The sequence below is a fragment of the Sinosporangium siamense genome (assembly GCF_016863435.1).
Lineage (GTDB): Bacteria > Actinomycetota > Actinomycetes > Streptosporangiales > Streptosporangiaceae > Sinosporangium > Sinosporangium siamense.
Genome location: NZ_BOOW01000004.1, coordinates 48,977 through 74,908, shown reverse-complemented (window position 1 = coordinate 74,908; position 25,932 = coordinate 48,977). Strand labels below are relative to the sequence as shown.

Here is a 25,932-nt window from a genome sequence, read left to right as displayed (position 1 = left end):
CTTAATCATGAGTGCATGCGATTGTCACTCCCCACGACACCGGACGTGTGACCGGTGGATTTGCTCATCGACATCATCGGCTGGGTGGGCGCCGGACTCATGCTGATCGCCTACGGCCTGGTGTCCGCGTCGAAACTGCGTGGCGACGGCCTCACCTACCAGACCATGAACCTGATCGGCGCCGTAGCCTTGATGATCAACACGGCTTATCTGTCGGCGTGGCCGTCCGCCACCCTCAACCTCGTATGGATGGGCATCGGGGCCGTCACCGTCGGCAAGCTTGTGGCCGCCCGCGGCAAGAACATCCACGACACGACATTGGAGCGCGTGTGACCCGGAGACTGGTGGAGCTGAGCCACCGCATCGAGGAGGGCATGACCACCTATCCCGGCATTCCGGGACCCGTGCTCGGGGTTCATCTGAGCCGGGAGGAGTCCAAAAAGCACTACGCCCCCGGCACCGAGTTCCACATCGGCACGATCACCCTCGCCGCCAACACGGGGACCTATCTGGACAGCCCCTTCCACCGCTACCCCGACGGGGCCGACCTTTCCGGGTTGCCGCTCGACTGCCTCGCCGATCTGCCGGGGCTGGTGGTGCCCTGCACCGGCACCCCCGTCATCGGCCTCGATCACCTCCGGGGGCTGGATGTGCGGGGCCGTGCCGTACTCCTCCACACCGGATGGGACCGGTACTTCGGCACCGAGCAGTATTTCCACGGCCACCCCTACCTGAGCGGCGACGCCGCCGCCTGGCTCGCCGCCGAGGGGGCCGCGCTGGTCGGCATCGACTCTCTCAACATCGACGCGACCCCGCCTCAGGGCGAGCGTCCCGCCCACAGCACTCTGCTCGCCGCCCGCATCCCGCTCGTCGAGCACCTCACCGGGCTCGCCGCCCTGCCGCCGAGCGGATTCCGCTTCCACGCCGCCCCGCCCCTCATCGGCGGCCTCGGGACCTTCCCCGTGCGGGCCTACGCGGTGATCGACGGCTGAGGGCACATCCCCTCCACCTGGGCGGATGGATTGTCCAGGCGACCTTTGGACAATGTCTGTCCATTGTCCGGGGGGACAACGCTTGTGCTGTCTCGACGGGCGTCGGCATAGTCGTGGCATGCCTCGCGGCGCCGCCACTCCGGCGGCAGAGCGCGAAACACCATTCGCGACGGGGATGAGCGAGGCATGAATGTCCGGCCGCTGTAATCGTGCGGCCGACGGGGATCCGTTTGCCGGCAGAGACGCGGGGTGCTTCACGTGCCCTGGGTTACTCCGCCATGGCCTTCATGCGACGAAAGAGAGAGACATGCGTTTCAACAAGCTCGCTCCCATGGCCGCCACCGCGGGCGTCGCGCTCGCCCTCCTCGCCCCTCCGGCGGCCTCGGCGACCCAGACCTCCGCCGGCGGCGCCACCACCGCCTCCGCGTCCGCCGCTTCGACCGCCACGTCCGCCACGGCGGCGGTCAACCGGGCCAGCGTGGCCTGCTCCTCCCCGCGCGGCAAGAGGGCGAACTACTCGTGGGGCAACGGCAACACCTCCACGACGATCTACTTCAACAACCACTGCTCGCACAAGGTGAGCGTGACCATCACGTTCCAGTCGTACATGGCGCCGATCCGCAAGTGCATGACCGTCAACCCCAAGACCCAGGGCAAGAAGAAGTGGCAGTTCGGCAAGGTCCTCCGCTTCGCGAAGGGCTGCTGACCTCCGGTCACGGTGGCGGGAGGCCACAGTCTCCCGCCACCGCCGGGTGCTTTAGCTCCCGTACGGCCGGAGCCTGCTTTAAGGGCGTTCGTAACGTGTGCCGGTGGCGTCCCTGCGCAGCAGCCCCTCGTCCACCAGCACGCGGCGCAGACCGGCCCAATCGTCGAACCACTCGCCGCACAGGGCGTTGACCTGAGGCTCGGAATAGGTCTCTCCGGGCTGGAAGGTGTCGGCGACGACCCGGAGCACCCGTGAGCGCACCGCCGCGTCCCCGGGGATGGCGCGCAGCCTGCCGCGGCGGAAGTAGGCTCCGGAGCCGTCGCCGCCCGCCCGGCCGGCCACCCCCACCTCGGCGATGATCGCACGCCGGAAAGTGTCCTCGACCAGACTGTAGGTGCCCGCCTCCGGGCCGGTGGCGATCACCCGGCCTTCGGCGAGTTTGCGCAGGGCGTTGGCGGCGGCGGGAGGGCGCAACCCGGTCAGCTCGACGACCTGGCCCCGTGTGGTCGCCCCGAGAACGACGGCGGCGAAGGCGGAGCGGCGGTCGGGCTGGGCCAGAAGACCGACGAGGTCGGCACAGGAGGGCGGGTGGTCCTCCGGGCCCTTCGCCTTGGGCGGGGTAGTGCTCACCGGGCCGAGTCTATCGGTGGAGATCACGACCGTGCCGCCCCGGCTTCGCCGTACATCGCGGGCGCGCGACATCGCCGCGTGGGCGCGACGTCACTCCGAGGGCGTGTGACGTCGCGCCCAAGATCACTCGCGGCACGTCGGTCACCGCCGGCGTCCAGGCTTCTCGCAGGGGGCGAGTCGCCTGGGGGGCGGTTGTCCGGGGTCAGTCGTCGTCCCAGTCTCTGTCGGCTTGTTCCCACTCCTCGTTGCGCTGGGCGGAGCGCTGGAGTGCTCCGCGGGCTTCGTCCTGGGATTCGTAGGGACCCATACGGTCCTTGTTGGGGCAGCCCTCGTCGGGCTCCACACGCATGTGTTTGAGGCAAAACCACCACTGATTGGCCATATCGGCAATCTTGCCCAGTCGGCCGCACAACTAGACTTGGCTGCATGACGACACTGCTCCAGCCCGGGCGGATCTCGCCCATGCGCAAGGTTCCCGCCCACATCGAGCGGCCGGAGTACGTCGGGAAGAAGACGCCGCGCACCGGCGAGTCCGACGTGAAGAGCCCCGAGATCATCGAGCGCATGCGCGTGGCCGGCCGGATCGCCGCACAGGCGCTGGAGGAGGTCGGCCGGCACGTCGCGCCGGGGATCACGACCGACGAGCTCGACCGGATCGGGCACGAGTTCCTGATCGACCACGGCGCATATCCGAGCACCCTCGGCTATCGGGGTTATCCGAAGTCGCTGTGCACCTCGATCAACGAGGTCATCTGCCACGGCATCCCCGACGACACGGTGCTCCGCGACGGTGACATCGTCAACGTCGACATCACCGCCTATATCGGCGGCGTGCATGGCGACACCGACGCGACCTACTTCGTGGGGAACGTCGACGAGGAGTCCCGGCTCCTGGTCGACCGCACCCGGGAGTCGCTCAACCGGGCGATCAAGGCGGTGATTCCGGGGCGTCAGCTCAACGTGGTGGGCCGGGTGATCGAGGCATATGCCAAGCGCTTCAACTACGGGGTGGTGCGCGACTTCACCGGGCACGGGATCGGCACGACGTTCCACTCCGGGCTGATGGTGCCCCACTATGACGACCCGTCGCTCGCGGTGGAGCTGGTGCCGGGGATGACCTTCACGATCGAGCCGATGTTGACGCTCGGCACGATCGACTACGACATCTGGCCCGACAAGTGGACCGCCGTGACCAAGGATCGCAAGCGCACTGCGCAGTTCGAGCACACGATCCTGGTCACCGACTCCGGCAGCGAGATCCTGACCCTGCCGTAGGCCGTTTCAGGGCACCCTCGATCGGCGGGGTTCACCTGGCCGATGGGGGGATGACGCCGCTGATCGTGGTGCCCTCGCCCGACACGCTGTTGACGGCGAGGGCGCCGCCGAGGTCGGTGAAGCGGCGGCGCATGCCGATCACGCCCGGTCCTGGCTCCGCGGCGTCGAAGCCGATGCCGTCGTCGCTGACGGTGAGGCGTAGCCCCTGCTCACCGTAGGTCACCGCGATGGAGACGGTCAGAGCGTGGCTGTGGCGCTCGACGTTGGCAAGGGCCTCCTCGACGACCGCCAGCACCGCGGCGGTGATCGGGGCGGGCACTCGCGGCTTGGGGAGCGCCCAGGTCTCGACGGTGATCCCGGTGCGGCCGGACCACTCGGTGAGACGCTCGGTCAGAGCCTCGGCGAGGCTCACCTCCCAACGCATGCGAATTTCCTCGAACACATCCCGGCCTTCCGTGCGGCCCGTCCGAGCGTCGGCTCCACTACGCGCCGCCTGGGCTGCCCCGAAACGTATGGATTTCGGTAGTTAGACGTCTATGCGGCGTGCGGGGAGGACGACCCTCGGCACCCCCTCGTTCCAGGCTACCGAGACGAATGAGCAGGTGGCGTGGACAAACAGGGCCGTATCCCGAGAGTCACCACCTGGAACGTTACGGAGCGGCGCGGCGAGGGATTCGCCGCCGCGCCGCCCGATCAGAGGAAAGGGATCAGTCCTTGGCCTGCTGCTTGTTGAGCCGGGTCAGATAGTCGTTGTAGGCGTCGAGTTCGGCGTCGCCGGTGCCCCCGGTGCGGGCAGCCACGGCGTCGGCGCGGCGGTCGGCGCGGCGCGCCTTGCGCTCGTCGTCCTGCCACCACTGGATGGCGAGGGCGATCAGCACGATGAGCGTCGGGATCTCACCGAAGCCCCAGGCGATGGCCCCGCCGTTCTGCTGGTCGACGACGGCGCTGTTACCCCAGGTGCGGCCGAGCTGGTCATACCACTCAGGGGCGATCACCTTGCCCATGGACATGAGGGCGATGCCGAAGAACGCGTGGAACGGCATGGTGACGAAGAGCACGAGCAGCCGCCCGATATAGGGCAACTTATGGGGCGCGGGGTCGACGCCGATGACCACCCAGAAGAACAGGCAGCCGCTTGCCAGGAAGTGGAGCGTCATGGCGATGTGCCCGAGGTGCTCCTCCATGGCGGCGGCGAACAGCGGCGTGAAGTACAAAGCGTAGGTCGAGGCGATGAAGATCGACGTTGCGACCAGGGGATGGCCGAAGAACTTGACGACCCTGCTGTGCAGGATGGTCGTGAGCCACTCGCGGGGCCCTCGGTCGCCGCGCCGCGCGGCGGGTTTGAGTGCGCGCAGGGCGAGGGTCACGGGGCCGCCGAGCACCAGGAAGATCGGCACGATCATCGACAGCGTCATGTGCTCGATCATGTGCACGCTGAACAGGACCTGGGCGTAACGCGCCACCCCGCTCTGGGTGGCGATCACCAGGATGACCACGCCGGTGAACCACGCGAGGGTGCGGCCGAGGGGCCAGGCGTCGCCGCGGCGGCGCAGTCTGAGCAGGCCCGCGGCGTACAGCCCGGCGAGCAGGGCGGCGATGATCGCGAAGAACAGGTCGAGCCACCACAGGGAGACCATGTTGCCCAAGGTCATCGGCGGCGGCATGGAGAAGCCGAGCAGCTCGGTGGTGCGGTCGGGGGGCAGGAACGGCGGCGGCTCGGTGCGGGCGAGACCCACCGCGAGGCCCACCGCGGTCAGCATGATCAGGACCTCGCCGACGGCGAGGCGGAGGAACGCCCCCGGGCGCCCCTGGGCGATCTGCGGCACGGTGCGGCCCCTGTGCCACCAGCCGATGACGCCGAGAACCACGAAAAGCACGGTCTTGGCGATCAGCAGCCATCCATAGGACGACGTGAACAGATCACCGAGGGACGTCAACCGGGCGAGCGCCGCGAACAGCCCGGAAAGGCCGAGCGCGATGAAACACCACAGCGCCATGCGGGAGAAACGCGCCGCGGCGATGTCGAGGTGCGGCTGCTTGCGCATCGCGTGGACGGCGACGACGACGAGGCCGCCCACCCACAGCGCCATCGAGATCACGTGTACGGCGACGCCGGTCGTGGCGAGGTCGTGATTGGGCGACGAGCTGGCGTGGCCGGTGAGCGCGGGCGGGAGCAGGGTGGCCAGGGCGAGCAGCAGCAGCCCGCCCGCCGACCCCGCGGTGATCGCGCCGCGTGAGAACAGCGCGATGGCGACGGCGAACAGCACGACCAGCGTGAGGCCGACCCCCTGGGAGACCTGGCTGGCGTAGCTCGTCAGCTCGTTGCCCGCGAACACGTCGAGGACCGGGATGGCGAGCGTGGACGACAGCGAGAAGATCAGGGTGGAGGCCGCGGCACCGGCCCAGGCGAGCGCCGCCCACGACGACGCGTGCACATAGCGGAGGGCGGGTTTGCCGAGCAGCCCCTTGTCGACCGGCAGGAACGCGGCGGCGGCGAGCAGGGTGCCGACGGTGACGAGCCCCGCGACGTCCATCGCCAGTTTGGACACCGGCAGGCCCCAGCGGGTGAGCGTGCCCTCGTCGGGCAGCCCGGGGATGATGCGCGGGAAGGCCGCCCCTCCGGCGATCATGGCGATCGCCAGGGCCAGGAAGGCCGCCACCGCCCCGGCCAGCGCGAAACGCGCGGTCTTGGTCACCGCTTCTTGTTCCGCATGCTGAAGAGCAGGCCGATGCCGATGCCGACGAGTCCGCCGATGACGATCACCAGCCACACGGGGAAGGTGGTCCCGGTGGAGCTGGAGGCGGTGTCCACGGCCTGCGAGGACGCCGGCGCCGCGGCCGGGGGCTCGGCGGACCGGGCGGACTGGGTGGTCACCGCCGCCGGGGTCTCCGAGGCAGCGGGGGTGGGCTCGCCCTTGACCTTGAAGGGGATCTCCCCGTCGATCGGGTGGCCGTCGGAGGACACGACGCGGAAGGCGATCGTGTAGTCACCCGGCGGCAGAGTGCCCTTGAGTGCCTGGGTCACCTCCGTGCCGTCGGCCTCCGGCCTGCCCTGCTGATGGGTGGTGCCGTCGGCGCCGCGCACCACGACGACCTGGTGCGACGTCGTGGCCGTGAACTCCAGCGTGACCTTGTCGACCCCGGACACGACGGCGTCTTTGGCCGGATCGCTGCTCTTGAGCCGGTCGTGCGCCGCCGCCGGCTGGGCGAGGAGCGTGACCAGGAACAGCGCGGAGATGAGCGCGGCGAGCACCGCGCGCGGGGAAGTCTTCATGGCACCACCCAGGCTACCGACGCCCACGTGCGGTCCTGACGTCGCCGCTGACATCCTTTAGGTTCGATTCCACACCGGCGCGGGGGATCACGTCCTCCCCCGCGCGGGGGACCGGGCTAGACGCCCACGCAGGCCAGAGCCTGCTGATAGGCGTCGACGCTGGCGCGGTAGTCGCCCATCGACTCAAGGGTCTCGGCCGCGGCATACCAGGTGGCCGCGGTCTTGCGCGACTGCGGAAGCTGGGCGAGCAGCTCACGCATGTCACGCAGCTCGCCCTCTGCCTCGCCGGGCCGGCCCATCGCCCTGTAGGCCCGCCCGAGCAGCAGGTGGCAGTCGACCCGCATGCTGCGGTTGGCCTCGCTGAGCAGGCCCTGGGCGGCACGGGCGTGATCGCCGGCCTTCTCCGCCTGGCCCATGCGAAGCTCGACGGAGGCCAGCTCGACGGCGCACCGTGCCCGGTCGAGCGTGCTGGCCGAGGTCTGCGCCAGCTCTCGCTCGGCCCGGAGCATCAGAGTGTGCACATCCTCGACGTTTTGCGAGGGCACACGAGCGCGCAGCGAGGCGTAGGCCATGCGCATGCGGGCGAGATTGCGCGGCTCGCCGTTCTCGGACTGTACGGCGAGAGCCCGCTCGGCCAGCGCCAGCGAATCGTCGCCCCGGCCGACCAGCTCGGCGGCCACGGCGGCGTTCCACGAGGCCGCCACGATGGCCCGGGGGCTGCCGAGGGTCTCGGCGACCGACAGCAGCTCGGCGGAGAACTGGCGGGCACGCAGCAGATCGCCGCGGGTGATGTAGACCGACAGGAGCGTCGCGCCCAGCTCGACCAGGTCGTCGGTCCAGGCCGGGCGCACCGCGCCCAGCAGGATGCGCTCGCCGATCTCGACCGCCTCGGCGAAGTCGCCCCGGTCGCGGTGGCAGCGGCACAGGGCGATGGCCACGCCGACGTGCCGCTCAGGCGGAAGATCGTCGTTGCGGAGCCGCTCAAGCACCGCGATCGCCCCGGCCTGGTCGCCGCAGGCCTCGATGGCGAGGGCCAGGCCGTATTCGGCCTCCTGGCGCAGGCGGGCGAGGCCGGCGAGGGATCCGCCGGCCAGGAGCTCGGCGAAACGGTTGCGGGCTTCGACGATCTCGCCGTTCTCCAGGGCGAGGCGCGCGTAGCCGAGGCCGAGCTCGATCTCCTGCATCTGCTCGGCCGTCACGCCGTTGACCAGGTAGGTCAGTGAGCAGTCGAGCTTCTGCGCGAGAAGCTCGAGCACAGCGGGGGTCGGGGTGCGCTTGCCGCTCTCGATGAGGGAGACGTAGCTGTCCGACAACTCGGGGTGCGCGAGTTGCGCCTGGGAGAGACCACGCTGGCGGCGGATTGTCTTGATTCGCTGCCCTACAAGTTCTTGACCGGTCACCGGCACCCCTCGAAGATGTAGTCCGACAATCGATCCAGCGATGGGAGTTCCCGATGCGCCGACGTCTTGCCCTGTCTGCCCTGGCCATATTCATCGCGGCCGTGACGACCGCAGGAAGCAATGTTACGACTTTGGGGGCTGGTTCGTCTCCCTCTCAGGCCTTTGAGGTCATCCTGTGCTGCTAATTCCCGCCCGCGTGCGTTGAAAGAACCGATTGCGTTACCGGTCGACTACAGTCGCCCGGACCGCCTGCTCCGCTCGCTCGGCGGAGGCGGCACCGGCCCTCCTCATAGCACGCGCATTCGTCCGGCGCACTCGCTCCACGGCCCGGCAGGGCCGGGGGAGAGACATCCCGGTGAGCCGGACGGAGGCCAGGTCGGCGATGGTGGAAAGGCGCTAAGACCATTGCCGGCCACACCCGGCCCCCGCCGCTCACTTCAACGATCGGCCCGCCCAGGGCCTCGCCTCCAGGCGGCGGTATAAAGCCTGAAATGCTCGTCGAGTGCCGCGAGAAAACAGGCTGTGCGAACACCCGCCGGCATTACGGCGCTCCGGTGATTTCGCCCGCCGAACCACCGCACGGAAATCCCGCTCCACCGAGGCGGGGAGAAGTGAAATGATTTTTCATCCGTTCGCTTTCCCATCGACACCGCACTTCATCGGGATCGCCATTGCGAACAGCCCGCCGTTTCCCCTTTAGTTCACGACCGTTTCGACGGGCGCCGCTCCTTTGCCGCGCAGGCGCCTGGCGCATGCCCGGCTGAACGACGGCCGCCGCCGGCACCTGGCGGTCGCGGGTGCCGGCGGCGGGGTGAGGTCTGTCAGCGCATGTCGGGTGAGTCGCAGGCGACGCCGTTGTTGTTGAGGTCCCTGTAGTACGCGTATTCGGGGTGGGTGTCCTTGTAATACGGCCCGTAGCCGGCGGCTACGGCCTCCTTGCAGGACGCATACCTGCGGTCACGCGGGCGCGCGTTCCCCGTCGCACGCGTGGTGGGGTTGCCCGCGGTCGAGGTGTTGCGCGTGGTGACGCCGCTGCCCGTGGTTCCCGTCGTCGTGCCGGTGGTGGGCTGCTGGGTGACACCGGCTTGTCCGGTGCCACCGCCCTGCCCGGTGCCGCCCGGCCCTGTCTGTCCCTGTCCGGGCGTGGTCAGTCCCGGCGTGGTCTGCCCGGGGACAGACTGGTTGAGCGGTGGTTGGTTGGGCGCGGGCTGGTTGGGCGCCGGCTGGTTCGGTGCGGGTTGGCTGGTGGCCGGCCGGCTGGGGGCGGGCTGGCCCGCAGGACCGCCGGAGAGGCGGAGGACCAGGGCGTCGGCCTGCTCCTTGGTGAAGGCGCCGTCGATGGTCAGGCTGTCCTCGGTGATCGCCTGGGTGACCTTGGGGGCGGCCACGACCTTCTGCGCGACGATGATCACGATCTGCTGATCGACCGTGTCCTTCGTGAGATCGGCGATCTGGCGGCGGGACGCGGGCCCGACGGCGATGCGCACCGCGTAGGTGCCGTCCGACTCCGCCACCGTCTCGATCTTGTGGACGGCGTTGACGTCGACCCCGTTGTCGATCTGGTAGCAGTTCTGCGACTGGTCGTCCATGACCGCCTCCGCCCCGGGGCAGGGGGCACGCTGCTTGGCGGTCACGGGTGCGAAATGGATGGGGACGGCCAGCGGCTTGGGAGCCGCTCCGCCGAGGGGAAGGTCGGGATTGTTCGTCATCAGAACGGCGATCGTCCCGAGCACACCCGCGCTCACCACGACGAGGATCAGCGCGACGACCAGGATGATCGTGGTGGCCTTGCTGGCCCGCGGATCGGCGGCCTCGTCCTCCTCGTCCTCGGGCGCCCCGCCGTGTGCCCCGCCGTGGCCCCCCGGCGGTCCTCCCGGGCCGGGCGGCCCCCCCGCGTCAGACGGCCCCTGCCCCGCAGAGCCAGTCGATCCCGGCGATCCCGGCGGCCCCGGCGCTCCCGCAGACCCTGGCGAACCAGCGGACCCCGGTGGGCCGCCAGGCCCAAACGGCGCGGACCCCGGCGGTCCTCCGGCCCCCTGCTGCCCGGACGGCCCCGCGGGCCCCGGGCGTGGCACTCCGGAACCCGGTGGACCGGATCCGGACGGCCCCCGGCCTGCGAGCGGCGGCGAGCCGGGCGCCCCCGGCATCCCGGCCCCGGGCGACATGGAGCCGGGCGGGCCACCGAACGGCATGCGTGCGCCGATATCCGCACCCCCGGCCCCACGGGGAACGGCGTGCGGGCCACCCATGGGGGTGGTCGTATCGAACCGCGGTTCAGGCGGCCCGACCGGATCGGACTGCTTATCCATCTCGTGACCCCAAAATCACCGACGTGGCTCGCGCGTGAGCCTACCGAGGAGCGGGGCGAGCGAGTAAATCAACGACAAAGGCTCGCCCCGCCTCCGTGGACTGCCTGCCGTACACATCATCACAACGTCCCGCACTTCCGGGCCGGTTCAGTCAGACCTTGTCAATGGAGAAGCCACCCCACACCGCTTTACCGAAAAGTGCCGCAAGTAGCCGGACGCGTAACTGGGGGCGTCCCTCAGCCCGCGCCGTACCCCCGTCTCGCCGCGCCATGACGGCAGTATGGGAAGTCTCACCCGTCGCCTGATGCTCACGCTCAAGGAGGAGCAATGAGAATCGGAGTGCCCCGAGAGGTCAAGAATCACGAATATCGCGTCGCCCTTACCCCCGCCGGCGCCCACGAGTTGGTACGGCAGGGCCACCATGTCGTGGTCGAACGTGGAGCCGGGATAGGTTCGGCGATCCCCGACTCCTACTTCCAGGCAGCGGGCGCGGCCATCCTCCCCTCGGCCGACGACGTCTGGACCGAGGCCGACCTGATCCTCAAGGTCAAGGAGCCCGTCACCGAGGAATACCACCGCATGCGCAAGGGGCAGGTGCTCTTCACCTATCTGCATCTGGCCGCCTCCGCCGCCTGCACACGCGCGATGCTCGACTCGGGCATCACCGGCATCGCCTATGAGACCGTGCAGACGGCCGGCGGCGCACTGCCGCTGCTCGCCCCCATGTCGGAGGTGGCCGGGCGGCTCGCCCCGCAGGTCGGCGCCTACCATCTCATGCGCCAGGGCGGCGGCAGGGGCGTCTTGATGGGCGGGGTGTCCGGCGTGCACGCCGCCCGGGTCGTGGTGATCGGGGCGGGCGTCTCCGGCATGAACGCCGCGGTGATCGCCTTGGGCATGCAGGCCGAGGTGCTGCTGCTCGACAAGAACATCGACCGGCTGCGGCAGGCCGACGTGATCTACCAAGGGCACTGCCAGACGATCGCGTCCAACGCCTTTGAGATCGAGGCCGCCGTCCTCCAGGCCGACCTGGTCATCGGCGCGGTGCTGGTGCCGGGCGCCAAGGCGCCAAGGCTGGTGAGCAACGAGTTGGTGGCGCGCATGAAGCCGGGGTCGGTGCTTGTGGACATCTCGATCGACCAAGGCGGCTGCTTTGAGGACTCACGGCCGACGACGCACGCCGATCCGACCTACGAGGTGCACGACTCGCTGTTCTACTGCGTGGCCAACATGCCCGGCGCGGTGCCGCACACCTCGACCTACGCCCTCACCAACGTCACCTTGCCCTATGTGACGGCGATCGCCGGGCAGGGGTGGCGGGCGGCGCTGAAGGACGACCCGGCGCTGGCCCTGGGGTTGAACGTTCACGAGGGCTATGTGACGAACCAGGGAGTGGCCGAGGCCCACGATCTGACCGCGGTCCCCATCGAGCGTGTGCTCCTCGGTTAAAGCGCCCGGATCCCCCCACATCGGAAGCGGCAGACCGCCCGCCGACGCACGGGCGGTCCCGGTCATGAAGGACGGCTCCCCTCCCCCCGCGCCGCACGGCTGCCCCTGTCCTGCTCGGCAGGGGTCCGATTCCTCCCCCGCCTGACGGCCGGGATCTCCTCGGAGGTGTCTGATGAACGAGAAACCCGGCCGGTCGGATTCCTCCGTACCGGCCGGGTCCGCCGATGTGCCGCCGAAGCGGATGGGTGCCCGGAAGGCGGATCTTACGAGATGGGGGTGCCCACGCCGCCGGTGCAGAGAGCGCCGGGCTCGGGGGCGTCCGACCCGTTCTTGTACTTCGCGATGAAGCGCGGCAGACGCGGGTCGTCGGCCTTGTCCAGCGTGAGCTGGTTGCCCCAGGCCGTGGCCACGATCTTGGCGGGCAGGCCCTCGTAGGGGCTCAGCAGCATGTAGTCGCCGGAGCTTTTCGCCACCGAGCGCAGCTTCTCCACCTGGTCGGCGGGGAGGTTGGGCTGGTAGGTGATCCAGATGGTGCCGTGCTCAAGCGAGTGCACCGCGTTCTCGTTGGCCACAGGCTTGTCGTAGATGCCGCAGTTCTGCCACTCGGGCGCCGGGCGGTGGGGGCCACCGACAGGGGGGTTCTCCTTATAGGTGACCTTCTCGGAAGTGTGCTCGTTTCCGATGTATTTGAAGGTCTTCACCGCATCTAGGGAAGTCGCGGAGCGCTCGGCGATGAGGTACCACCCCACCAGGCCGACAACCAGGACGATGACGAGACCACCGACGCCCCACATGAGAAGTGCGCCCCGGCGTTCTTTGCGTTTTTGCTCGGCCCGTAGCCGGGCGAGCTGCTCACGCCTCGCCTGGGTCTTCTCCTTCGTCATCTTTCCTCCATCAGCGCATCAACCTTGGCTAACCCTATGCCCTCCCCCCCTATGCCGAGAATAAGGAGGAGACCACACAGGATGTCTTTGAGCATGACGATCACGGGTACTCTGGACGAACGATGGAAACACCCGCAACTGGCGCACGAAACTCTTTTCGCCGACTCGCCCCGATTGTGCTGTTCGCCGCTGTGGCCATCGCCGTCGCAGCCGTGTGGTTCATGGGGAGATCGAGCGCTCCGAGTGACTCGTCGGCAGAGGCGGGCTTCGCCCGGGACATGGCCACGCATCATGCGCAAGCGGTGGAAATGTCGTTCGTTGTACGTGACGCCACGTCGGCCGCGGCCATCAGAGGGCTTGCCGACGACATCATCGTCTCGCAGGCCACCCAGCGCGGGATGTTCATGGGGTGGCTCCAGGAGTGGGGGCTCAACCAGGGCTCCGTCCAGCCCCGGATGGCCTGGATGGCGGGCCACGGCCACGGAGGGAAGCCCTCCTCGGCACCGGCCGGGACCGCGGTGGGCGGCGAGCCGCTCATGCCGGGCCTGCTCACCGCCGAAGAGATGAAGCGGCTCCGCGAGGCCAAGGGCAAGGACGCGGAGATCCTCTATCTTCAGCTCATGATCCGCCACCACGAGGGCGGCGTGGAGATGGCCGAGGCGCTCATGCGCCTCAGCGACGACGAAACGGTCACCACGCTCGCCAAGCACATCGTCAACGGACAGACCGGCGAGATCAATCTGATGACCACCATGCTCAAGGAACGCGGCGCGCAGCCGCTCCCGTCCAGCCTCTGACCGATTGATACGCGCCAGGCGTGGACCCCCGCTCGGCCGAGCGGGAGCATGGATGAAGAAGCCTGGCCTGAGGGGGAAACCGTGAACGACTCGCCGGAGAGCCGGCTTGAGCTGAGCATCTCCGAACAGGTGGAAGCCGGGCTATATGCGAACTTCGCCTCCGTTTGGCACACCGAGGATGGGTTCGTCCTGGACTTCGCGGTGATCACCCGCCCACCGCAACTGGCCAACGACCCGTCGTCGGGCCAGCACTTCGTCAGTGTGCCCACACGCATCGTCAGCCGCATCCGGCTCCCTCCCAACCAGGTGTTCGAGTTGATGAAGGCGCTGGAGCAGCAGCTCACCGCCTACGAGAAGGAGACGGGCCGCAAGGTCTGACCGGCCGGCCGGCGTGAAACGCGGTCCGGCGGAAGGCCCGGCCTGTCCGCCGGGCTTTCCGCGTCGACCTCGCGTCTCAGCTCTCGACGGGCGGCCGGATCAGCACCCGGTCGTCGAGATAGCAGTCACATTGGCCACAACCTGGAAGCATCGCGCCCTCCAAATCCACCGATGCCTCGACCGTACGCCGCTTCCCGCCCCGCAGATCCCTGCCCGCAAGGCCAGACTCACGTTCTTGACCCGCCTCACAACGCGGGCAACACGTTCTGCACCAAGAGGAACCCCGCAAGCCCGGTGAAGAGTACGGCGGAGAGCCCGGTGAGCGCGGCCTGCCCCTTGGCCCCCACCCGCCGGCCCGACCTGGCCACGCCGTACGCGATCAGCGCCTCCAGCCCGGAGGCCACCACGAACCACGTGACTGTGAAGAGCAGCAGCCCGGCGGCTCCTCCGATCTGAAGGGCGCGCACCATGGCAGGTGTGCCGGTCGCCAGCCAGAACGTCCAGGTCAGCGGGTTGGCGAGGTTGCTGAGCACACCTTTCAGGAAGGCCCAGCCGGCCGCGGCCGTGACGGGCGCCCGCGTCACCCACAGCCGTCTGGCGTCGCGGGCGGCCTCAAACGCCAGGTAGAAGAGGAAGGCCGCGCCGGCCAGCCCCACCCAGAAGGCCGCCTGCGTCATCGCGGTGATGAGCCACGCGAAGGCCAGAGCGGGCAGCAGCACGACCAGATCGGCGGTGGCCGAGCCCAGGATCACCCGCAGGCTCGCCCCGAAGCCGCGGGTGGCGGCCTCCTGCAGCACCGTCACGAAGATCGGCCCGACGGCGAGCGCGGCCCCGCCGCCGAGCAGCACACCAAGCCAGAGGATCTCCTGCGCCGCCGCCGTGTCCACCGTGCACTCCGCTCAAGTCATGACCAACAACCCGAACGGTAGTGAACACATGTTTCACCGAGATTTCCCCCGACCGCTAATCGGGTAAATCAGCCGATCCACCCGACAGTACGGCAAAGCACACATAAGGCGCGCAACAGAGTAAACATGACCAACGTATGTGGTCAGCCCGCAGCCATCTCCTCGGCCACGGCGGCGGCGAACTCCTCCACATCCGCCTCGGTGGTGTCGAAGGCGCACATCCAGCGCACCTCACCGGTCGCCTGGTCCCAGGTGTAGAACCGGAACCGCTTCTGCAACCGCTCGGTGACCCCCGCCGGAAGCACCGCGAAGACCGCGTTGGCCTGGACCGGCCGCGGGATCTCCACCCCGGGCACGGTGCCGACCCGCTCGGCCAGGAGGGCGGCCATCCGGTTGGCCTGCCGGGCGTTCCGCAACCACAGGTCCCCGGCGAGCAGCGCCTCGAACTGCGCCGAGACGAACCTCATCTTGGACGAGAGCTGCATGGACGTCTTGCGGATGTAGTCGACCCCGCGCACCGCGGCCGGGTTGAGGGCCACGACGGCTTCGCCGTAGAGCAGGCCGGCCTTGGTGCCGCCGAAGGACAACACGTCGACCCCGGCGTCGGTGGTGATCGCGGCGAGAGGCACGCCGAGGGCGGCGGCGGCGTTGGTGACACGTGCGCCGTCCACGTGGACGAGCATGCCGAGGTCGTGCGCGTGGGCGCAGATCGCGGCCACCTCGCCTGGACTGTAGAGCGTTCCAAGCTCGGTGGTGTTGGAGATCGACACCACCCGGGGCTGCGCCCGGTGGGGGTCGCCGAAGCCCCACGCCTGCCGGTCGATCAGGCCGGGGGTGAGCTTGCCGTCGGGGGTGGGCACGGTGTGGAGCTTCATGCCGCCCACGACCTCGGGCGCGCCGCCCTCGTCGACGTTGATGTGCGCGGACTCCGCACAGATCACCGACTCCCACGGCGCGCACATGGCGCGCAGCGAGACGACGTTGGCGCCGGTGCCGTTGAACACCGGCCATACCTGGGCCGACGGGCCGAAGTGCCGCGCGAAGATCTCGCGCAGCGCCTCGGTGTAGACGTCGTCGCCGTAGGACACCTGGTGCCCCCCGTTGGCGAGGGTGATCGCCTCAAGGATCTCCGGATGGACTCCGGCGTAGTTGTCGCTGGCGAACCCCTTGGTGGCGGGGTCGTGCCTGCGCATGGCGTCGGTCACTGGGTGAGGTCCCATCTCTTTCCGTTGATCTCGCCGGCGGGCCGGTCGAACAGACTCGCATACGCTTCTGCCAACCTATGCACGTCGGTGAAGCCGGCGAACTTCGCCTCCGGCTTCTCGGCCCGCATGGCCTCGTGCACCAGTGCCTTGACCACGAGGATCGTCGCCGCCGCGTTCGTCTCCTTGAGCGCGTCGGCGAAGGCCAGCGTCCATGCCTCGGAGGCCGCCTTGGCCGCGCCGTACGCCGCGTTGCCCTGAGTGGGGGCTTCCGCGGCCTTGGCGGAGACGATGGCGAACCGCCCGTGGTCCGCGGCCCGCAGGAGCGGCTCGAAGGCCAGCGTGACGTTCTGCAGGGTGTGGATCAGCAGGTCGCACAGGAGCGACCAGTCCGGCAGCCTGGTCTCGGCGAAGGTCTTGCCGCCGCGCCACCCGCCGACGACGTGGAAGACGCCGTCGACCTTGCCGTGCTCGGCCTGGATCTCGGCCGCGAGGGCGCGGACGGCGGCCTCGTCGAGCAGGTCGATGACGCGCCCGCCGGGCACGGGACGGGCGTCCAGCGCGATGACGGTGTCCCCGCGCTTGCTGAAGTGCTCCACGGCGGCCTGTCCCGCGGGGCCACCGGCCCCGGCAACGACGATGATCATGCGCGAATCCCCTTCGTCGAGTCGATCACGTCGGTGAGCTTACGACGCAGCGCCTCGAAGAACATGCTCAGGGGGAACTCATCGGACAGCACGGCGTCCACCACGGCCTTGGGGAAGCCCTCGACCGGCAGGGCCTCGACGCCCTTGTTCCACACCGAGGCCGGGTGCGGCTCGACATAAGCGGACACGAGCTCGTAGGCGGCGAGCCAGTGGGCCAGTTTGGACCGGTCGATGCCGTCGCGGTAGAGCTTCTCGACCTCGGCGCGCAGGTCGGCGACGCCGTCGGCGAGCCGGGACCAGTCGACGGTGAGCCGGTTGTCGGTCCAGCGCACGATGTCGACCTTGTGGAGGTAGGCGAACATGAGCTGCCCGCCGAGCCCGTCGTAGTTGCGCACCCGGGCACCGGTGATCGGGAAGCGGAACATCCGATCGAAGAGCACGGCGATCTGCACATAACGCGCGTGCGGCACGCCCTCGGCCTCAAGTTTGACCGCCTCGCCGAACGCCGTCAGGTCGCAGCGCAGCTCCTCCAGGGAGTACAGCCAATACGGCATGCGCTGCTTGATCATGAACGGGTCGAAGGGCAGGTCGCCGTGGCTGTGGGTGCGGTCGTGGATGAGGTCCCACAACACGAAGGTGTCCTGGGCGAGTTCCTGGCTCGCGAGCAGGCGGGCCGCGTCCGGCGGCAGCTCCAGCTTGAGGGTGTCGGCCGCGGCGCGGCTGACCGCGCGGAACCTGGCCGCCTCCCGGTCGGCGAAGATCCCGCCCCAGGTGAAGCGGGCCGGCGTCTCACGGACCGCGACGGTCTCGGGGAACAACACAGCGGAGTTCGTGTCGTAACCCGCGGTGAAGTCCTCGAACGCGATCGGCACGAACAGCGGGTTGTCGTAGCGGGAACGTTCCAACTCGGCCAGCCAGTCAGGCCAGATCACCCGGATCCACACCGCTTCGATGTTGCGGTTGAGGTTGCCGTTCTGGGTGTACATCGGGAACACCACCAGGTGCTCCAAGCCGTCCTCACGCTGCTCGTCCGGGTGGAAGGCGTTGAGCGAGTCCAGGAAGTCGGGCACCCCAAGGCCCTGCTCCACCCACTTGCGCAGGTCGGCGAGGACGGCGGCGTGGTAGTCCGCGTCCTGCGGGAAGTACGGCGAGAGCCGCACGAGGTGGTCGACGATGCCGGAGACGAACCCCACGGCGAGGTCCCGGTCGCCGGCCACGGAACCGTCCTTGGCCTGCAGCGGGCGCAGCCCCTCCACCGCCGCCTTCAGGCCCTCGAACAGCTCGCGCACCGCGGGCTCACGCCCGCTGTCCCGCGACTCGCCCCGCGGCAGGCGGGCCGCCCAGGTGACGACATTGCCCCAGAGCCGCTCGTGGTCGAGGTCGCCGATGGAGTCGTCCCCGAACAGGTCCGAGTCGGCGAAGACGACGACACGCCCGAGGCCGTGCCGTACGGCGAGAGCCAGCGGACGGCCCGCCGGATCGGCGGCCGGGGACGTGGCGAACAAGACCGACGCCCCCTCGGGGCCGGTGAGCACGCCGCTGCGGTAGAAGCAGGCCCGCCGGGCGCCCACAAGCAGCTCGTCACCGGCGACCGGCTCCCCCAGCACCCAGGTGGCGACGCCGCGGTAGGCGTAGCGCGGGTCCTGCACCGTCGTGTGCTCGACCCCGACGCCGAAGCGGGCGAGCAGGTCGGCGAGGTTGTTACCGTATTTTTCCTGCTCGCACTCGGCCAGCACGATGAGACCGCCGCCCTCAGCGACATATGCCTCGATCGCGTCGAGCTCCTCGACGGGGAAGACCGGGCTGCCGAGGCCGGTGGTGCGCTCCCACCGCTCGGCGGAGGGGTGGGCGACCACGAAGACGTCGTGGCCGTGCAGGAGGGCCGGGGTGACCGGCCCCTCCACGTGCGCGGTGACCGTGTGGCCGAGCCCGCGCAGCAGCCCGGCGGCGCGGGCGTAGCTGTTGTCGTCGGGGTGAGCGGGGTTCATCGACTCGGCGACCTCCCGCCGAATGCTCCACGACTCACTGTGGGCCTCATCGAACAGGACCCGAGGGAATGCCCGCACGAAAGATCTCCTGTCTCAAGCACTGAATCCAGGAAAATATTCACATATGACCTGCGTGCACGGCAACACCAAGCCAGGTGGTGAGACAGACGGCAGTGGCGCCCCCGGTTCGGGGGGACCGGCCCCGGGGCGAGCGCGGACTGCGTCGACGACTTACTCGCCCTGCTGGAGAAGGGTTCCGGAGGTGCTCGCCCGCCGCCGGCGGCGCCGTGGCGGGGTGGCGGGGTGCACACGCCCCCATATCGGCGCACACCGGCGGCCAGGTCAATGCCTGCCAGAGCCGGACGTTATGGCGCGACCGGATGTCACGGCACGGCCGGGCGTTATAGCACGGCCGGGCGTTATAGCACGGCCGGGCGTTATAGCACGGCCGGGCGTTATAGCACGGCCGGGCGTTATGGCACGACCGGGCGTTATAGCACGGCCGGGCGTATGGCACGACCGGGCGTTATGGCGCGGCTGGGCGGCTCACAGGCGGCGCCCGGTGATGCCCGCGGCGGCGGCAGCCGGCCCTGCCGTGCCGCCGAGGGGTCTCGGTTGGCCGGGAAGGGGGCCGCGGAATCAGTCGCCGACCGTCGCCAGGACGGCCGGGTCGAAGGCGATCGAGAACGGCGTCTCAAGCTTGGCCACCTTGCCCGCGGCGTGTTGGGCGACCACCTGGTAGCCGTTCTCCCCCGGATGGTCGTGAGTGTGGATCACCGGCGCGGGCCCGGGCTCGATGCGCCAGTAAGACGGAATGCCCGCCGCCGCGTATGCCGCGGGCTTGAGGACACGGTCGCGCATGCGCGTATGGGGGCTCACGACCTCGACGGCGAGCAGGATGTCCGCCGGCTCGTACATAAGCTCGACCGTCTCCGCCACGGCGCTCCTGACCACCGCCAGGTCGGGGACGAAGAAGTCGGTGCCACCGGCCATGATGTTGACCGGGGGCAGCACCTCGTAACCGCTCGTCAACGCGTCCGACACCTCACGCATCAGGCTCGCCAGGGTGATCTGGTGGTTCGACGAGGGCGCGGGGCTGATGAAGAGGCTGCCGTCGAACAGCTCGTAGCGGCACCCGTCATCGGGGAAGCGGAACAGGTCGGCCACGGTGAAGGAGGGCCGGCCGGGGAGCATGATGGGTCCGGAGATGGATGTCACGGTCATTAGTATCCGAAGAGGGACCGCGCCTCACACGTGGATTCCCATGATTCCATTATTTTCACCGTGGCCCCAGCGGTCATCAGCCCCCACTACCCCCACTTAGCCCACAAACCAGACTTAGCGGTCATTCGGCAGAAAAAGGCGCCCGTCTTGAACGTGGGCACCACGGAGATCACCTTCGGTCGCGCCCCGCCCACCCCTGCGCCCCCTCGTGCACTGCGGCGTGAACGGCCCGCGCCAGCCGGGCGCCCCAGGTGGAACGCGGGCCGCCGAAGAGCTCCTCCGCCCCCTCGGCGCGGGCCGCGACGCACACGGCGTCGGAAGCCGTGCCGGTGCAGGGGAACCCGGCTTCGAGCAGAGCCTGCGTCTTGGCCTCGGTGACCGTCATGACGGCGTTGACGAGGGCCGCGTCGGACAGCGCGACGGGAACGGCGGCGACGATGTTGACGGTCCCGGGAACGATCCGGCCCACAGGCTCCGCCCGCCCCTCAGGGACGGCGGACTGCCGCATCGGCGCCAGCTCCGGGTCGGGCCGCCCCTCAGGCGCGGCGGCCCATGTGGGGACGCGTAAACCGACCGTGGCGACCGCCCTGGCCCCGCCGTCCTCTGCGGCCGTGTAATAGGCGACGGACGCCGCCGTGAGCATGCCGACCCCTGGCCCCGCCGCACCGAGCCCCGCGGCGAGCTCCTCAAGGTGGTCGACGGGATCCATGCGTGAGTAACCCGCGGCCACCTGCGCGTTGAGCACCCACTCCCGCGGCCCGATGCCGCCGCCCACCATGGCCGAGGAGATCATCCGCCACCCGGGACCGAACCTCCACAGCAGGGACGCCATGTCGGCACCGTCCTCGAAACGGTGACTCAGCCGCACATCCACCTCATCCACCTCCAGTGGGCCGCACCAAGGTCACGACCGGCCTGCCGTCGTCTCCGACCGCGACGGCGACACGAGCGTGGAAGTGGGTGTCCACCAGCTCCTCTGTGAGCACCTCGGCGGGCGTCCCGGCGGCGACGGCGCGGCCCTGGGCCAGCACCAGCAGGTTGTCGGCGTAGCTCGCCGCGACGCCGAGGTCGTGCAGCGTGGAGACGACGGTGAGACCGTCGGCCAGGCGCAGCCGGTCGACGAGTTCGAGCACCTGCTGCTGGTGGCCGAGGTCGAGGGCGGTGGTGGGCTCGTCGAGCAGCAGCACCCTGGCCCGCTGCGCGAGTGCCCGCGCGAGCACGACCCGCTGCCGTTCGCCGCCGGAGAGTCGCCCGAGCGGGCGGGAGGCGAGCTGTTCCAGGTCGAGCCGCTCCAGCACCGAGGCGGTGATCTCCCGGTCCTCCCGGCCTTCGCGCCCGAGATAGGAGATGTACGGCGTGCGCCCGAGCAACGCGTAGTCGAACACGCTCATCTCGGCCGGCAGGGCGGGGCTCTGCGGGGCGTAGGCCACGAGCCGGGCGCGGCGCCGGGGAGGCGTCCGCCGTACCTCCGCCCCGTGCACCGTGACCTCGCCGCTGGAGCGGAGCAGGCCGGCGAGCGCCTTGAGCAGGGTGGACTTGCCCGCTCCGTTGGGCCCGACGACCGCGAGCCACTCGCCGCTCGCGGCGGTGAGGTCGACCCCGGTGAGTACGGCGCGGCCGTCGAGGGCGACGGCGAGCCCGGCGGCACTGACGGCGGTCATGTCTCGGCCCGGCGGGTGAGCCGCAGCACCATGATGAAGAACGGTGCCCCGACGAAAGCGGTGACCACGCCGATGGGCAGCTCGGCGGGGGACATGACGGTGCGGGCGACGAGGTCGCCGAGGACGAGGAAGACGCCGCCGCAGATCAGCGACAGGGGCAGGACGGAGCGGTACGACCCGCCCGCCAGGCGGCGCACGATGTGCGGAACCACGATGCCGACGAACCCGATGAGCCCGCTGACCGCGACGGCGGCGGCCGTGGCGAGGGAGGCGGCGAGCAGCACGGTGAAGCGCACCCGGCGCGCCGACACCCCGAGGCTCGTGGCCTCGTCGTCGCCGACGGCGAGCACGTCGAGCAGCCTGCCGTGGAGGAGCAGGAGAACGGTGGACACGGCGGCGTAAGGAGCGATGAGCAGGAGTTTGTCCCAGCCGCCGCCGACGTCGCCGAGGATCCAGCCGTAGATCCGGCGCAGTTCCTCGACGTTGAGCTGCTGGACGAAGGTCTGGACCGCCGACAGGAACGACGAGACCGCGACCCCGGCGAGCACGAGCGGCGCGATGCCGCCGGCCCGGCCCGCCATGGTGCCGAGGGTGTAGGCGAGCCCCACCCCGGCGACGGCACCCGCGAAGGCCGCGAGCGGGACGGTGACGGCGTCGCTCTCGCCGCCGAAGAGGGCGATGACGACGGTCGCGCCGAGCCCGGCGCCGGCCGCCGCCCCCAGCAGGAAGGGGTCGGCAAGCGGATTGCGGAACACTCCCTGGTAGCCCGCGCCGGCCACGGCCAGCAGCCCGCCGACGACCGCCGCGAGCAGGACGCGCGGCAGCCGGAGCTCCAGCAGGAGTCCCTGTTCGACGGGGGCGAGCCCGGAGTCCACGGTCACGAACGGGAGCTGGTCGGCCAGCTCCCGCACGACCGCGGACACGGGCATGCCCACCGCACCGGCGAGCAGAGCGACGATCATGCTTGCGGCGAGCAGGATCAGCGCGAGGAGCAGGGGCACGGGACGGAGCCCGGCCCGGTGACCGCGCCGCCCGCCCGGCACGGCTCCGGCTTTTGCGACGGTGTTCAGCCCGTGGCCTTCGCCGTGGCGCCGCGGGCGGCGGTGGAGATGGCCTTGGCGAGCTCGGCGATGCGCGGGCCCCAGCGGGAGGCGACGTCGTCGTCGAGGGGGATCACCTTGTCGCCGGTGACGGCGGACAGCTTGCTCCAGCCGGGCCGCTTGGCCAGCGTGTCCCGGGACTGGCCGCAGCACTTGGTGTCGGCCAGGAAGATCAGGTCGGGGTCGGCCTTGGCGATGAACTCGGTCGACAGTTTGGGATAGCTGCCCGCGGCGGCCGGGGCCTTGTCGGCGATGTTGATGAGGCCGAACAGGTCGTAGATCTGGCCGACGAAGGTGCCGGAGTTCGCGGAAAAGCCGGTGTTGTCGAGCTCATGGTAGAAGCTGAGCTGCTTGTCCTTGGGGGCGGCGGCGGCGAGCCGCTCGATCTCGGCCTTGATGTCGCCGGCGAGTTTCTCGGCGGCGGCCTGGTTGCCGGTGGCGGCGCCGAGGTCCTCGATCTGGTCGTAGGCCTCGTCGAGCTTGACCGCCGCGGGCTCCAGCAGAACCGGCACCTTGACCTTCGTCAGTTCGGCGACGATGTTTTCGGTGTCGTTGGAGAGCACCACCAGGTCGGGACGCTGGGCGATGATCGCCTCGGCGTTGGGCTTGAAGCCCGACAGGCTGGACTTGGGGGCCTGCGGGGGGTGGTTCGACAGGTCGTCGACCGCGACGACCTGCGATCCGGCGCCGATGGCGAAAAGGGTCTCGGTGGCGGTCGGCGACAACGAGACGATGCGCTGGGGCCGCTTCGAGATCGTCACGTCGCCGTTGCCGGCGTTCACGGTGGCGGGGAAGCCGGCTTCCGCCGTACTCGGCGCCGCAGTCGGCGTCGGGGAGGCGACGGCGGCGGTGTCGCCGCCGGTGCCGCACCCGGCGAGGGTCAGCGCGCTGAACAGCACACCTGCGAAGGCCGTGGGTAGGGGTCTCACTTATGTCCTTTCGGGGGGCGTGCCGGGAACCGAGAGACCCGTTGACAGATCACCCTTTTCCACGAGGGTTGAAGCGTCGCACGACGGCAGTCGACCTGGCTTCGGCCCGATTGGACCGTCACAGTTGCGGGACAGCGCCGGATTCACACCGGACTTCGCTTGCGCGCCGCGCTCCTGGAAGAAGGTATCAATCATCACCAAGTGCCCACAGCCAGGGTCTCCACGCCCTGCCGTGCACTGTGCCGCATGATGTCGGGCACTGTGCCGCATGATGTCGGGCACTGTGCCGCATGACGTTGTGCACTGTGCCGCATGACATCGAGTGGGCGGCACAGGCGCGGGCATGATGCGGGGCATGGACGAGTTGATTCTGCTTCGCCACGGCGAGACCGAGTGGAGCCGCGCGGGGCGTCACACCGGACGCACCGACCTGGCCCTCACCGAACGCGGAGAGGAGGAGGCCCTCGCTCTCGCGCCTCTGCTCAAAAAGCGCGACCTGTCCCTTGTCCTGGTGAGCCCGGCCGTCCGGGCCCGCCGTACGGCGGAGCTCGCGGGCCTCGCCGGCTTCGAGACCACGCCGGACCTGTGGGAGTGGGATTACGGCGCCTATGAGGGCATCACCACCGCCAAGATCCGTGAGATGCGGCCCGGCTGGTATCTCTGGAGCGACGGTGTGCCGCCCGGGGACGCCGACCACCCGGGCGAGACGGTGGAGGAGGTGGGCATGCGCGTCGACCGCGTCATCGAACGTGCACGCGCCGAGAGCGGTGAGGTCGCGCTGGTGGCCCACGGCCACGTGCTGCGTGTGCTCGCCGCCCGATGGCTCGGCCTGCCTCCGGCGGACGGACGCCTGTTCCGCCTCAACACCGGGACCTACAGCACCCTCGGCTACGAACACGGCAAACCAGTGATCCTCCGCTGGAACGCCCCGGTCTGATGTTCATCCGCGAGCATCGGCGGGCCGGGTGTGCCCGCCTCCCCCGGCCCGGCGTCAGCGGCGGGCCGGGCGGAGGGTGATGTCGGTGTAGTGCGCGTCAGGACCGGCGGTGACCGCCGTGCGGACCGCCTCGGCCACGGAGGCCGCGTTGAGGTAGCGCTCCGGCTCGTAGCCGGCGCCTTCCTGGGTGCGGACGGTGCGCTGCATGGGTGTGTCGATGCGGCCGGGGAAGACGGTCGTCACCCGGAGGCCGCGGGGGGCCTCCTCCTCGCGGAGGGCGTCGGCGAAGGCGCGCAGGGCGAACTTGCTCGCGGCATAGGGCGCCCACGTGGGGTTGGCGCGTAGTCCCGCGCCGGAGTTGATCAGGACGACGTGGCCGCCGGCGGCGCGCAGCGCGGGCAGGAGCAGGCGGGTCAGCTCGGCCACGGCCACGACGTTGACCTCGTAGACCTCGCGCCACACCGAGGCGGGGACGGAGTCGACGGTGCCGATCCTGGCGATGCCGGCGCTGTGCACGAGCACGTCCAGCCGGTCGACGCCCTCGACGTGCTCGGCCCTCACCTCGGTGAGCTCGACCGGCCAGGGGCGTGACCCGGGCAGCTTGGCGCGGAGCGCCTCCAGGGCGCCGAGGTCGCGTCCGCCGAGGATCAGGTCGTGGGTCGGCGCGAGGGCGTGGGCCACGGCCTCGCCCACACCTTTGGAGGCTCCGGTGATCAACGCGGTGGGGCGCACGTGCATGGAGCAACCCTAGCGACCATGACCGGCCCGGCATGCCTAATCGGTCCACCGGCGGGGTTGTGGCCCGTTCCACGGCCTTCAGCGGGTCGGCCGGGGCCCAGGCTTTCCCGGGGGTGGTCGGGAGGTCAGCCGGGCTGCGGGCCGCGGCCGGTGAGCCACTCCAGGACCTGGTCGTGGCCACGGCGGGCGTCCTCGTATTTCGCCCACCGCCAGTAACGCGGATGGTCGCGCACACCGGTCACCCAGGTGCGATAGGAGACGCCGGTTTCCAGGGCCACGCCGTATGTGCGGATCACCACCCGGCCGCCGGGGGCGAGCAGCACGTCGTCGGCCACGGGATAGAGGGTCATCTGGTCCATCACGGTCATCACGGGAGCCCCCTCGCGTCTGTCGTCGTCGACATGACTGTGCATCAGCCGCATGACGCGCTCGATTACGTAGCGAGCCCCTCCTGGTTAAAGAGGGCTGCTGTCCGTAAAAACAGTGTTACACGCGGGCAGGGCTCAT

At 69.8% G+C, this 25,932-nt stretch carries 27 protein-coding genes and 1 riboswitch; of the genes, 8 read left to right on the top strand and 19 right to left on the bottom strand.

What is annotated here, in order from left to right; genetic code table 11:
* The first annotated feature begins 54 nt into the window (after positions 1-54).
* From Ssi02_RS01555 to Ssi02_RS01545, 3 genes are all read left to right on the top strand, one after another.
* Positions 55-333, top strand: a complete 279-nt coding sequence (locus tag Ssi02_RS01555) for a CBU_0592 family membrane protein (protein WP_204020250.1) — start codon at positions 55-57, stop codon at positions 331-333.
* Positions 330-992 (top strand): cyclase family protein, encoded by a 663-nt coding sequence (locus Ssi02_RS01550; protein WP_275410567.1) that lies wholly within the window; start codon positions 330-332, stop codon positions 990-992. The genes Ssi02_RS01555 and Ssi02_RS01550 overlap by 4 nt, the downstream gene beginning before the upstream one ends.
* 307 nt (positions 993-1,299) lie before the next feature.
* Positions 1,300-1,698, top strand: coding sequence for a hypothetical protein (locus tag Ssi02_RS01545; protein WP_204020246.1), 399 nt, complete (start codon positions 1,300-1,302; stop codon positions 1,696-1,698).
* Positions 1,699-1,776: 78 nt separating this feature from the next.
* On the opposite strand, the gene Ssi02_RS01540 is transcribed toward Ssi02_RS01545, so the two are convergent.
* The gene (locus Ssi02_RS01540; protein ID WP_204020244.1) at positions 1,777-2,328 is read right to left on the bottom strand and encodes a DUF2087 domain-containing protein; all 552 of its coding nucleotides are present in this window, start codon (positions 2,326-2,328) and stop codon (positions 1,777-1,779) included.
* A 202-nt stretch (positions 2,329-2,530) separates the two neighbouring features.
* Entirely contained in the window at positions 2,531-2,710 is a 180-nt protein-coding gene (locus Ssi02_RS01535) for a hypothetical protein (protein ID WP_204020242.1), read from the bottom strand.
* Between the two features lie 44 nt (positions 2,711-2,754).
* On the opposite strand from Ssi02_RS01535, the gene map reads away from it, so the two are divergent.
* On the top strand, positions 2,755-3,603 hold the full coding sequence (gene map / locus Ssi02_RS01530) for a type I methionyl aminopeptidase (RefSeq protein ID WP_204020240.1): 849 nt from the start codon (positions 2,755-2,757) through the stop codon (positions 3,601-3,603).
* A gap of 31 nt (positions 3,604-3,634) precedes the next feature.
* On the opposite strand, the gene Ssi02_RS01525 is transcribed toward map, so the two are convergent.
* The 5 genes from Ssi02_RS01525 to Ssi02_RS01505 form a co-directional block, all read right to left on the bottom strand.
* Positions 3,635-4,027 (bottom strand): sensor histidine kinase, encoded by a 393-nt coding sequence (locus tag Ssi02_RS01525; protein ID WP_204020238.1) that lies wholly within the window; start codon positions 4,025-4,027, stop codon positions 3,635-3,637.
* A 283-nt stretch (positions 4,028-4,310) separates the two neighbouring features.
* Positions 4,311-6,299 carry a bifunctional copper resistance protein CopD/cytochrome c oxidase assembly protein gene (locus tag Ssi02_RS01520; protein WP_239128503.1) on the bottom strand — a complete coding sequence of 663 codons (1,989 nt, stop codon included), beginning with the start codon at positions 6,297-6,299 and terminating at the stop codon, positions 4,311-4,313.
* A complete protein-coding gene (locus Ssi02_RS01515; RefSeq protein ID WP_204020236.1) occupies positions 6,296-6,877 on the bottom strand; it encodes a copper resistance CopC family protein in 582 nt (193 codons plus the stop codon). The genes Ssi02_RS01520 and Ssi02_RS01515 overlap by 4 nt, the downstream gene beginning before the upstream one ends.
* A 116-nt stretch (positions 6,878-6,993) precedes the next feature.
* Positions 6,994-8,277: a helix-turn-helix domain-containing protein gene (locus Ssi02_RS01510; protein WP_204020234.1), complete on the bottom strand. Its 1,284-nt coding sequence runs from the start codon at positions 8,275-8,277 to the stop codon at positions 6,994-6,996.
* 821 nt (positions 8,278-9,098) lie between these two features.
* Positions 9,099-9,986 (bottom strand): excalibur calcium-binding domain-containing protein, encoded by an 888-nt coding sequence (locus Ssi02_RS01505; protein WP_204020232.1) that lies wholly within the window; start codon positions 9,984-9,986, stop codon positions 9,099-9,101.
* Positions 9,987-10,913: 927 nt separating this feature from the next.
* Here Ssi02_RS01505 and ald point away from each other — a divergent pair.
* On the top strand, positions 10,914-12,032 hold the full coding sequence (gene ald / locus Ssi02_RS01500) for an alanine dehydrogenase (RefSeq protein ID WP_204020230.1): 1,119 nt from the start codon (positions 10,914-10,916) through the stop codon (positions 12,030-12,032).
* Between the two features lie 263 nt (positions 12,033-12,295).
* On the opposite strand, the gene Ssi02_RS01495 is transcribed toward ald, so the two are convergent.
* Positions 12,296-12,916, bottom strand: coding sequence for a thioredoxin-like domain-containing protein (locus Ssi02_RS01495; RefSeq protein WP_204020228.1), 621 nt, complete (start codon positions 12,914-12,916; stop codon positions 12,296-12,298).
* A gap of 221 nt (positions 12,917-13,137) precedes the next feature.
* On the opposite strand from Ssi02_RS01495, the gene Ssi02_RS01490 reads away from it, so the two are divergent.
* Both Ssi02_RS01490 and Ssi02_RS01485 read left to right on the top strand, forming a co-directional pair.
* On the top strand, positions 13,138-13,713 hold the full coding sequence (locus Ssi02_RS01490) for a DUF305 domain-containing protein (protein ID WP_275410569.1): 576 nt from the start codon (positions 13,138-13,140) through the stop codon (positions 13,711-13,713).
* Between the two features lie 81 nt (positions 13,714-13,794).
* A complete protein-coding gene (locus Ssi02_RS01485) occupies positions 13,795-14,091 on the top strand; it encodes a DUF3467 domain-containing protein (RefSeq protein WP_204020224.1) in 297 nt (98 codons plus the stop codon).
* A gap of 245 nt (positions 14,092-14,336) precedes the next feature.
* On the opposite strand, the gene Ssi02_RS01480 is transcribed toward Ssi02_RS01485, so the two are convergent.
* The 9 genes from Ssi02_RS01480 to Ssi02_RS01440 form a co-directional block, all read right to left on the bottom strand.
* Entirely contained in the window at positions 14,337-14,978 is a 642-nt protein-coding gene (locus Ssi02_RS01480; RefSeq protein WP_204020222.1) for a LysE family transporter, read from the bottom strand.
* A 164-nt stretch (positions 14,979-15,142) separates the two neighbouring features.
* Positions 15,143-16,204, bottom strand: a complete 1,062-nt coding sequence (locus Ssi02_RS01475; protein WP_239128501.1) for a threonine aldolase family protein — start codon at positions 16,202-16,204, stop codon at positions 15,143-15,145.
* The gene (locus tag Ssi02_RS01470; RefSeq protein WP_204020219.1) at positions 16,201-16,848 is read right to left on the bottom strand and encodes an SDR family NAD(P)-dependent oxidoreductase; all 648 of its coding nucleotides are present in this window, start codon (positions 16,846-16,848) and stop codon (positions 16,201-16,203) included. Before Ssi02_RS01470 ends, Ssi02_RS01475 begins: the two co-directional genes overlap by 4 nt.
* Positions 16,845-18,914 carry a DUF6421 family protein gene (locus Ssi02_RS01465; RefSeq protein ID WP_239128500.1) on the bottom strand — a complete coding sequence of 690 codons (2,070 nt, stop codon included), beginning with the start codon at positions 18,912-18,914 and terminating at the stop codon, positions 16,845-16,847. The genes Ssi02_RS01470 and Ssi02_RS01465 overlap by 4 nt, the downstream gene beginning before the upstream one ends.
* 561 nt (positions 18,915-19,475) lie before the next feature.
* Entirely contained in the window at positions 19,476-20,060 is a 585-nt protein-coding gene (locus tag Ssi02_RS01460) for a Uma2 family endonuclease (protein WP_204020217.1), read from the bottom strand.
* Positions 20,061-20,229: 169 nt separating this feature from the next.
* Positions 20,230-20,928: an adenosylcobinamide amidohydrolase gene (locus tag Ssi02_RS01455; RefSeq protein WP_507763432.1), complete on the bottom strand. Its 699-nt coding sequence runs from the start codon at positions 20,926-20,928 to the stop codon at positions 20,230-20,232.
* 7 nt (positions 20,929-20,935) lie between these two features.
* Positions 20,936-21,721, bottom strand: a complete 786-nt coding sequence (locus tag Ssi02_RS01450; RefSeq protein ID WP_204020215.1) for an ABC transporter ATP-binding protein — start codon at positions 21,719-21,721, stop codon at positions 20,936-20,938.
* Positions 21,718-22,683, bottom strand: coding sequence for a FecCD family ABC transporter permease (locus Ssi02_RS01445; protein ID WP_204020357.1), 966 nt, complete (start codon positions 22,681-22,683; stop codon positions 21,718-21,720). The genes Ssi02_RS01450 and Ssi02_RS01445 overlap by 4 nt, the downstream gene beginning before the upstream one ends.
* 104 nt (positions 22,684-22,787) lie before the next feature.
* Positions 22,788-23,750 carry an ABC transporter substrate-binding protein gene (locus tag Ssi02_RS01440; RefSeq protein WP_204020213.1) on the bottom strand — a complete coding sequence of 321 codons (963 nt, stop codon included), beginning with the start codon at positions 23,748-23,750 and terminating at the stop codon, positions 22,788-22,790.
* A gap of 41 nt (positions 23,751-23,791) precedes the next feature.
* A riboswitch (adenosylcobalamin (AdoCbl) riboswitch) is annotated at positions 23,792-23,935 on the bottom strand.
* A gap of 170 nt (positions 23,936-24,105) precedes the next feature.
* Here Ssi02_RS01440 and Ssi02_RS01435 point away from each other — a divergent pair.
* Positions 24,106-24,687 (top strand): histidine phosphatase family protein, encoded by a 582-nt coding sequence (locus Ssi02_RS01435; protein ID WP_204020211.1) that lies wholly within the window; start codon positions 24,106-24,108, stop codon positions 24,685-24,687.
* Positions 24,688-24,741: 54 nt separating this feature from the next.
* On the opposite strand, the gene Ssi02_RS01430 is transcribed toward Ssi02_RS01435, so the two are convergent.
* Both Ssi02_RS01430 and Ssi02_RS01425 read right to left on the bottom strand, forming a co-directional pair.
* Positions 24,742-25,425 carry an SDR family oxidoreductase gene (locus Ssi02_RS01430; RefSeq protein WP_204020209.1) on the bottom strand — a complete coding sequence of 228 codons (684 nt, stop codon included), beginning with the start codon at positions 25,423-25,425 and terminating at the stop codon, positions 24,742-24,744.
* Positions 25,426-25,550: 125 nt separating this feature from the next.
* Positions 25,551-25,847: a hypothetical protein gene (locus Ssi02_RS01425; RefSeq protein WP_239128499.1), complete on the bottom strand. Its 297-nt coding sequence runs from the start codon at positions 25,845-25,847 to the stop codon at positions 25,551-25,553.
* Between the last annotated feature and the right edge of the window lie 85 nt (positions 25,848-25,932).

What these genes read in the sequence shown, in the direction of transcription:
- Ssi02_RS01430 (WP_204020209.1), bottom strand. Translation starts at nt 25,425, where the DNA reads ATGCACGTGCGCCCCACCGCGTTGATCACCGGAGCCTCCAAAGGTGTG.
- Ssi02_RS01535 (WP_204020242.1), bottom strand. Translation starts at nt 2,710, where the DNA reads ATGGCCAATCAGTGGTGGTTTTGCCTCAAACACATGCGTGTGGAGCCC.
- Ssi02_RS01505 (WP_204020232.1), bottom strand. Translation starts at nt 9,986, where the DNA reads ATGACGAACAATCCCGACCTTCCCCTCGGCGGAGCGGCTCCCAAGCCG.
- Ssi02_RS01425 (WP_239128499.1), bottom strand. Translation starts at nt 25,847, where the DNA reads ATGCGGCTGATGCACAGTCATGTCGACGACGACAGACGCGAGGGGGCT.
- Ssi02_RS01525 (WP_204020238.1), bottom strand. Translation starts at nt 4,027, where the DNA reads ATGCGTTGGGAGGTGAGCCTCGCCGAGGCTCTGACCGAGCGTCTCACC.
- Ssi02_RS01460 (WP_204020217.1), bottom strand. Translation starts at nt 20,060, where the DNA reads ATGACCGTGACATCCATCTCCGGACCCATCATGCTCCCCGGCCGGCCC.
- Ssi02_RS01495 (WP_204020228.1), bottom strand. Translation starts at nt 12,916, where the DNA reads ATGACGAAGGAGAAGACCCAGGCGAGGCGTGAGCAGCTCGCCCGGCTA.
- map (WP_204020240.1), top strand. Translation starts at nt 2,755, where the DNA reads ATGACGACACTGCTCCAGCCCGGGCGGATCTCGCCCATGCGCAAGGTT.
- Ssi02_RS01515 (WP_204020236.1), bottom strand. Translation starts at nt 6,877, where the DNA reads ATGAAGACTTCCCCGCGCGCGGTGCTCGCCGCGCTCATCTCCGCGCTG.
- ald (WP_204020230.1), top strand. Translation starts at nt 10,914, where the DNA reads ATGAGAATCGGAGTGCCCCGAGAGGTCAAGAATCACGAATATCGCGTC.
- Ssi02_RS01470 (WP_204020219.1), bottom strand. Translation starts at nt 16,848, where the DNA reads ATGATCATCGTCGTTGCCGGGGCCGGTGGCCCCGCGGGACAGGCCGCC.
- Ssi02_RS01435 (WP_204020211.1), top strand. Translation starts at nt 24,106, where the DNA reads ATGGACGAGTTGATTCTGCTTCGCCACGGCGAGACCGAGTGGAGCCGC.
- Ssi02_RS01445 (WP_204020357.1), bottom strand. Translation starts at nt 22,683, where the DNA reads ATGATCGTCGCTCTGCTCGCCGGTGCGGTGGGCATGCCCGTGTCCGCG.
- Ssi02_RS01450 (WP_204020215.1), bottom strand. Translation starts at nt 21,721, where the DNA reads ATGACCGCCGTCAGTGCCGCCGGGCTCGCCGTCGCCCTCGACGGCCGC.
- Ssi02_RS01490 (WP_275410569.1), top strand. Translation starts at nt 13,138, where the DNA reads ATGGGGAGATCGAGCGCTCCGAGTGACTCGTCGGCAGAGGCGGGCTTC.
- Ssi02_RS01545 (WP_204020246.1), top strand. Translation starts at nt 1,300, where the DNA reads ATGCGTTTCAACAAGCTCGCTCCCATGGCCGCCACCGCGGGCGTCGCG.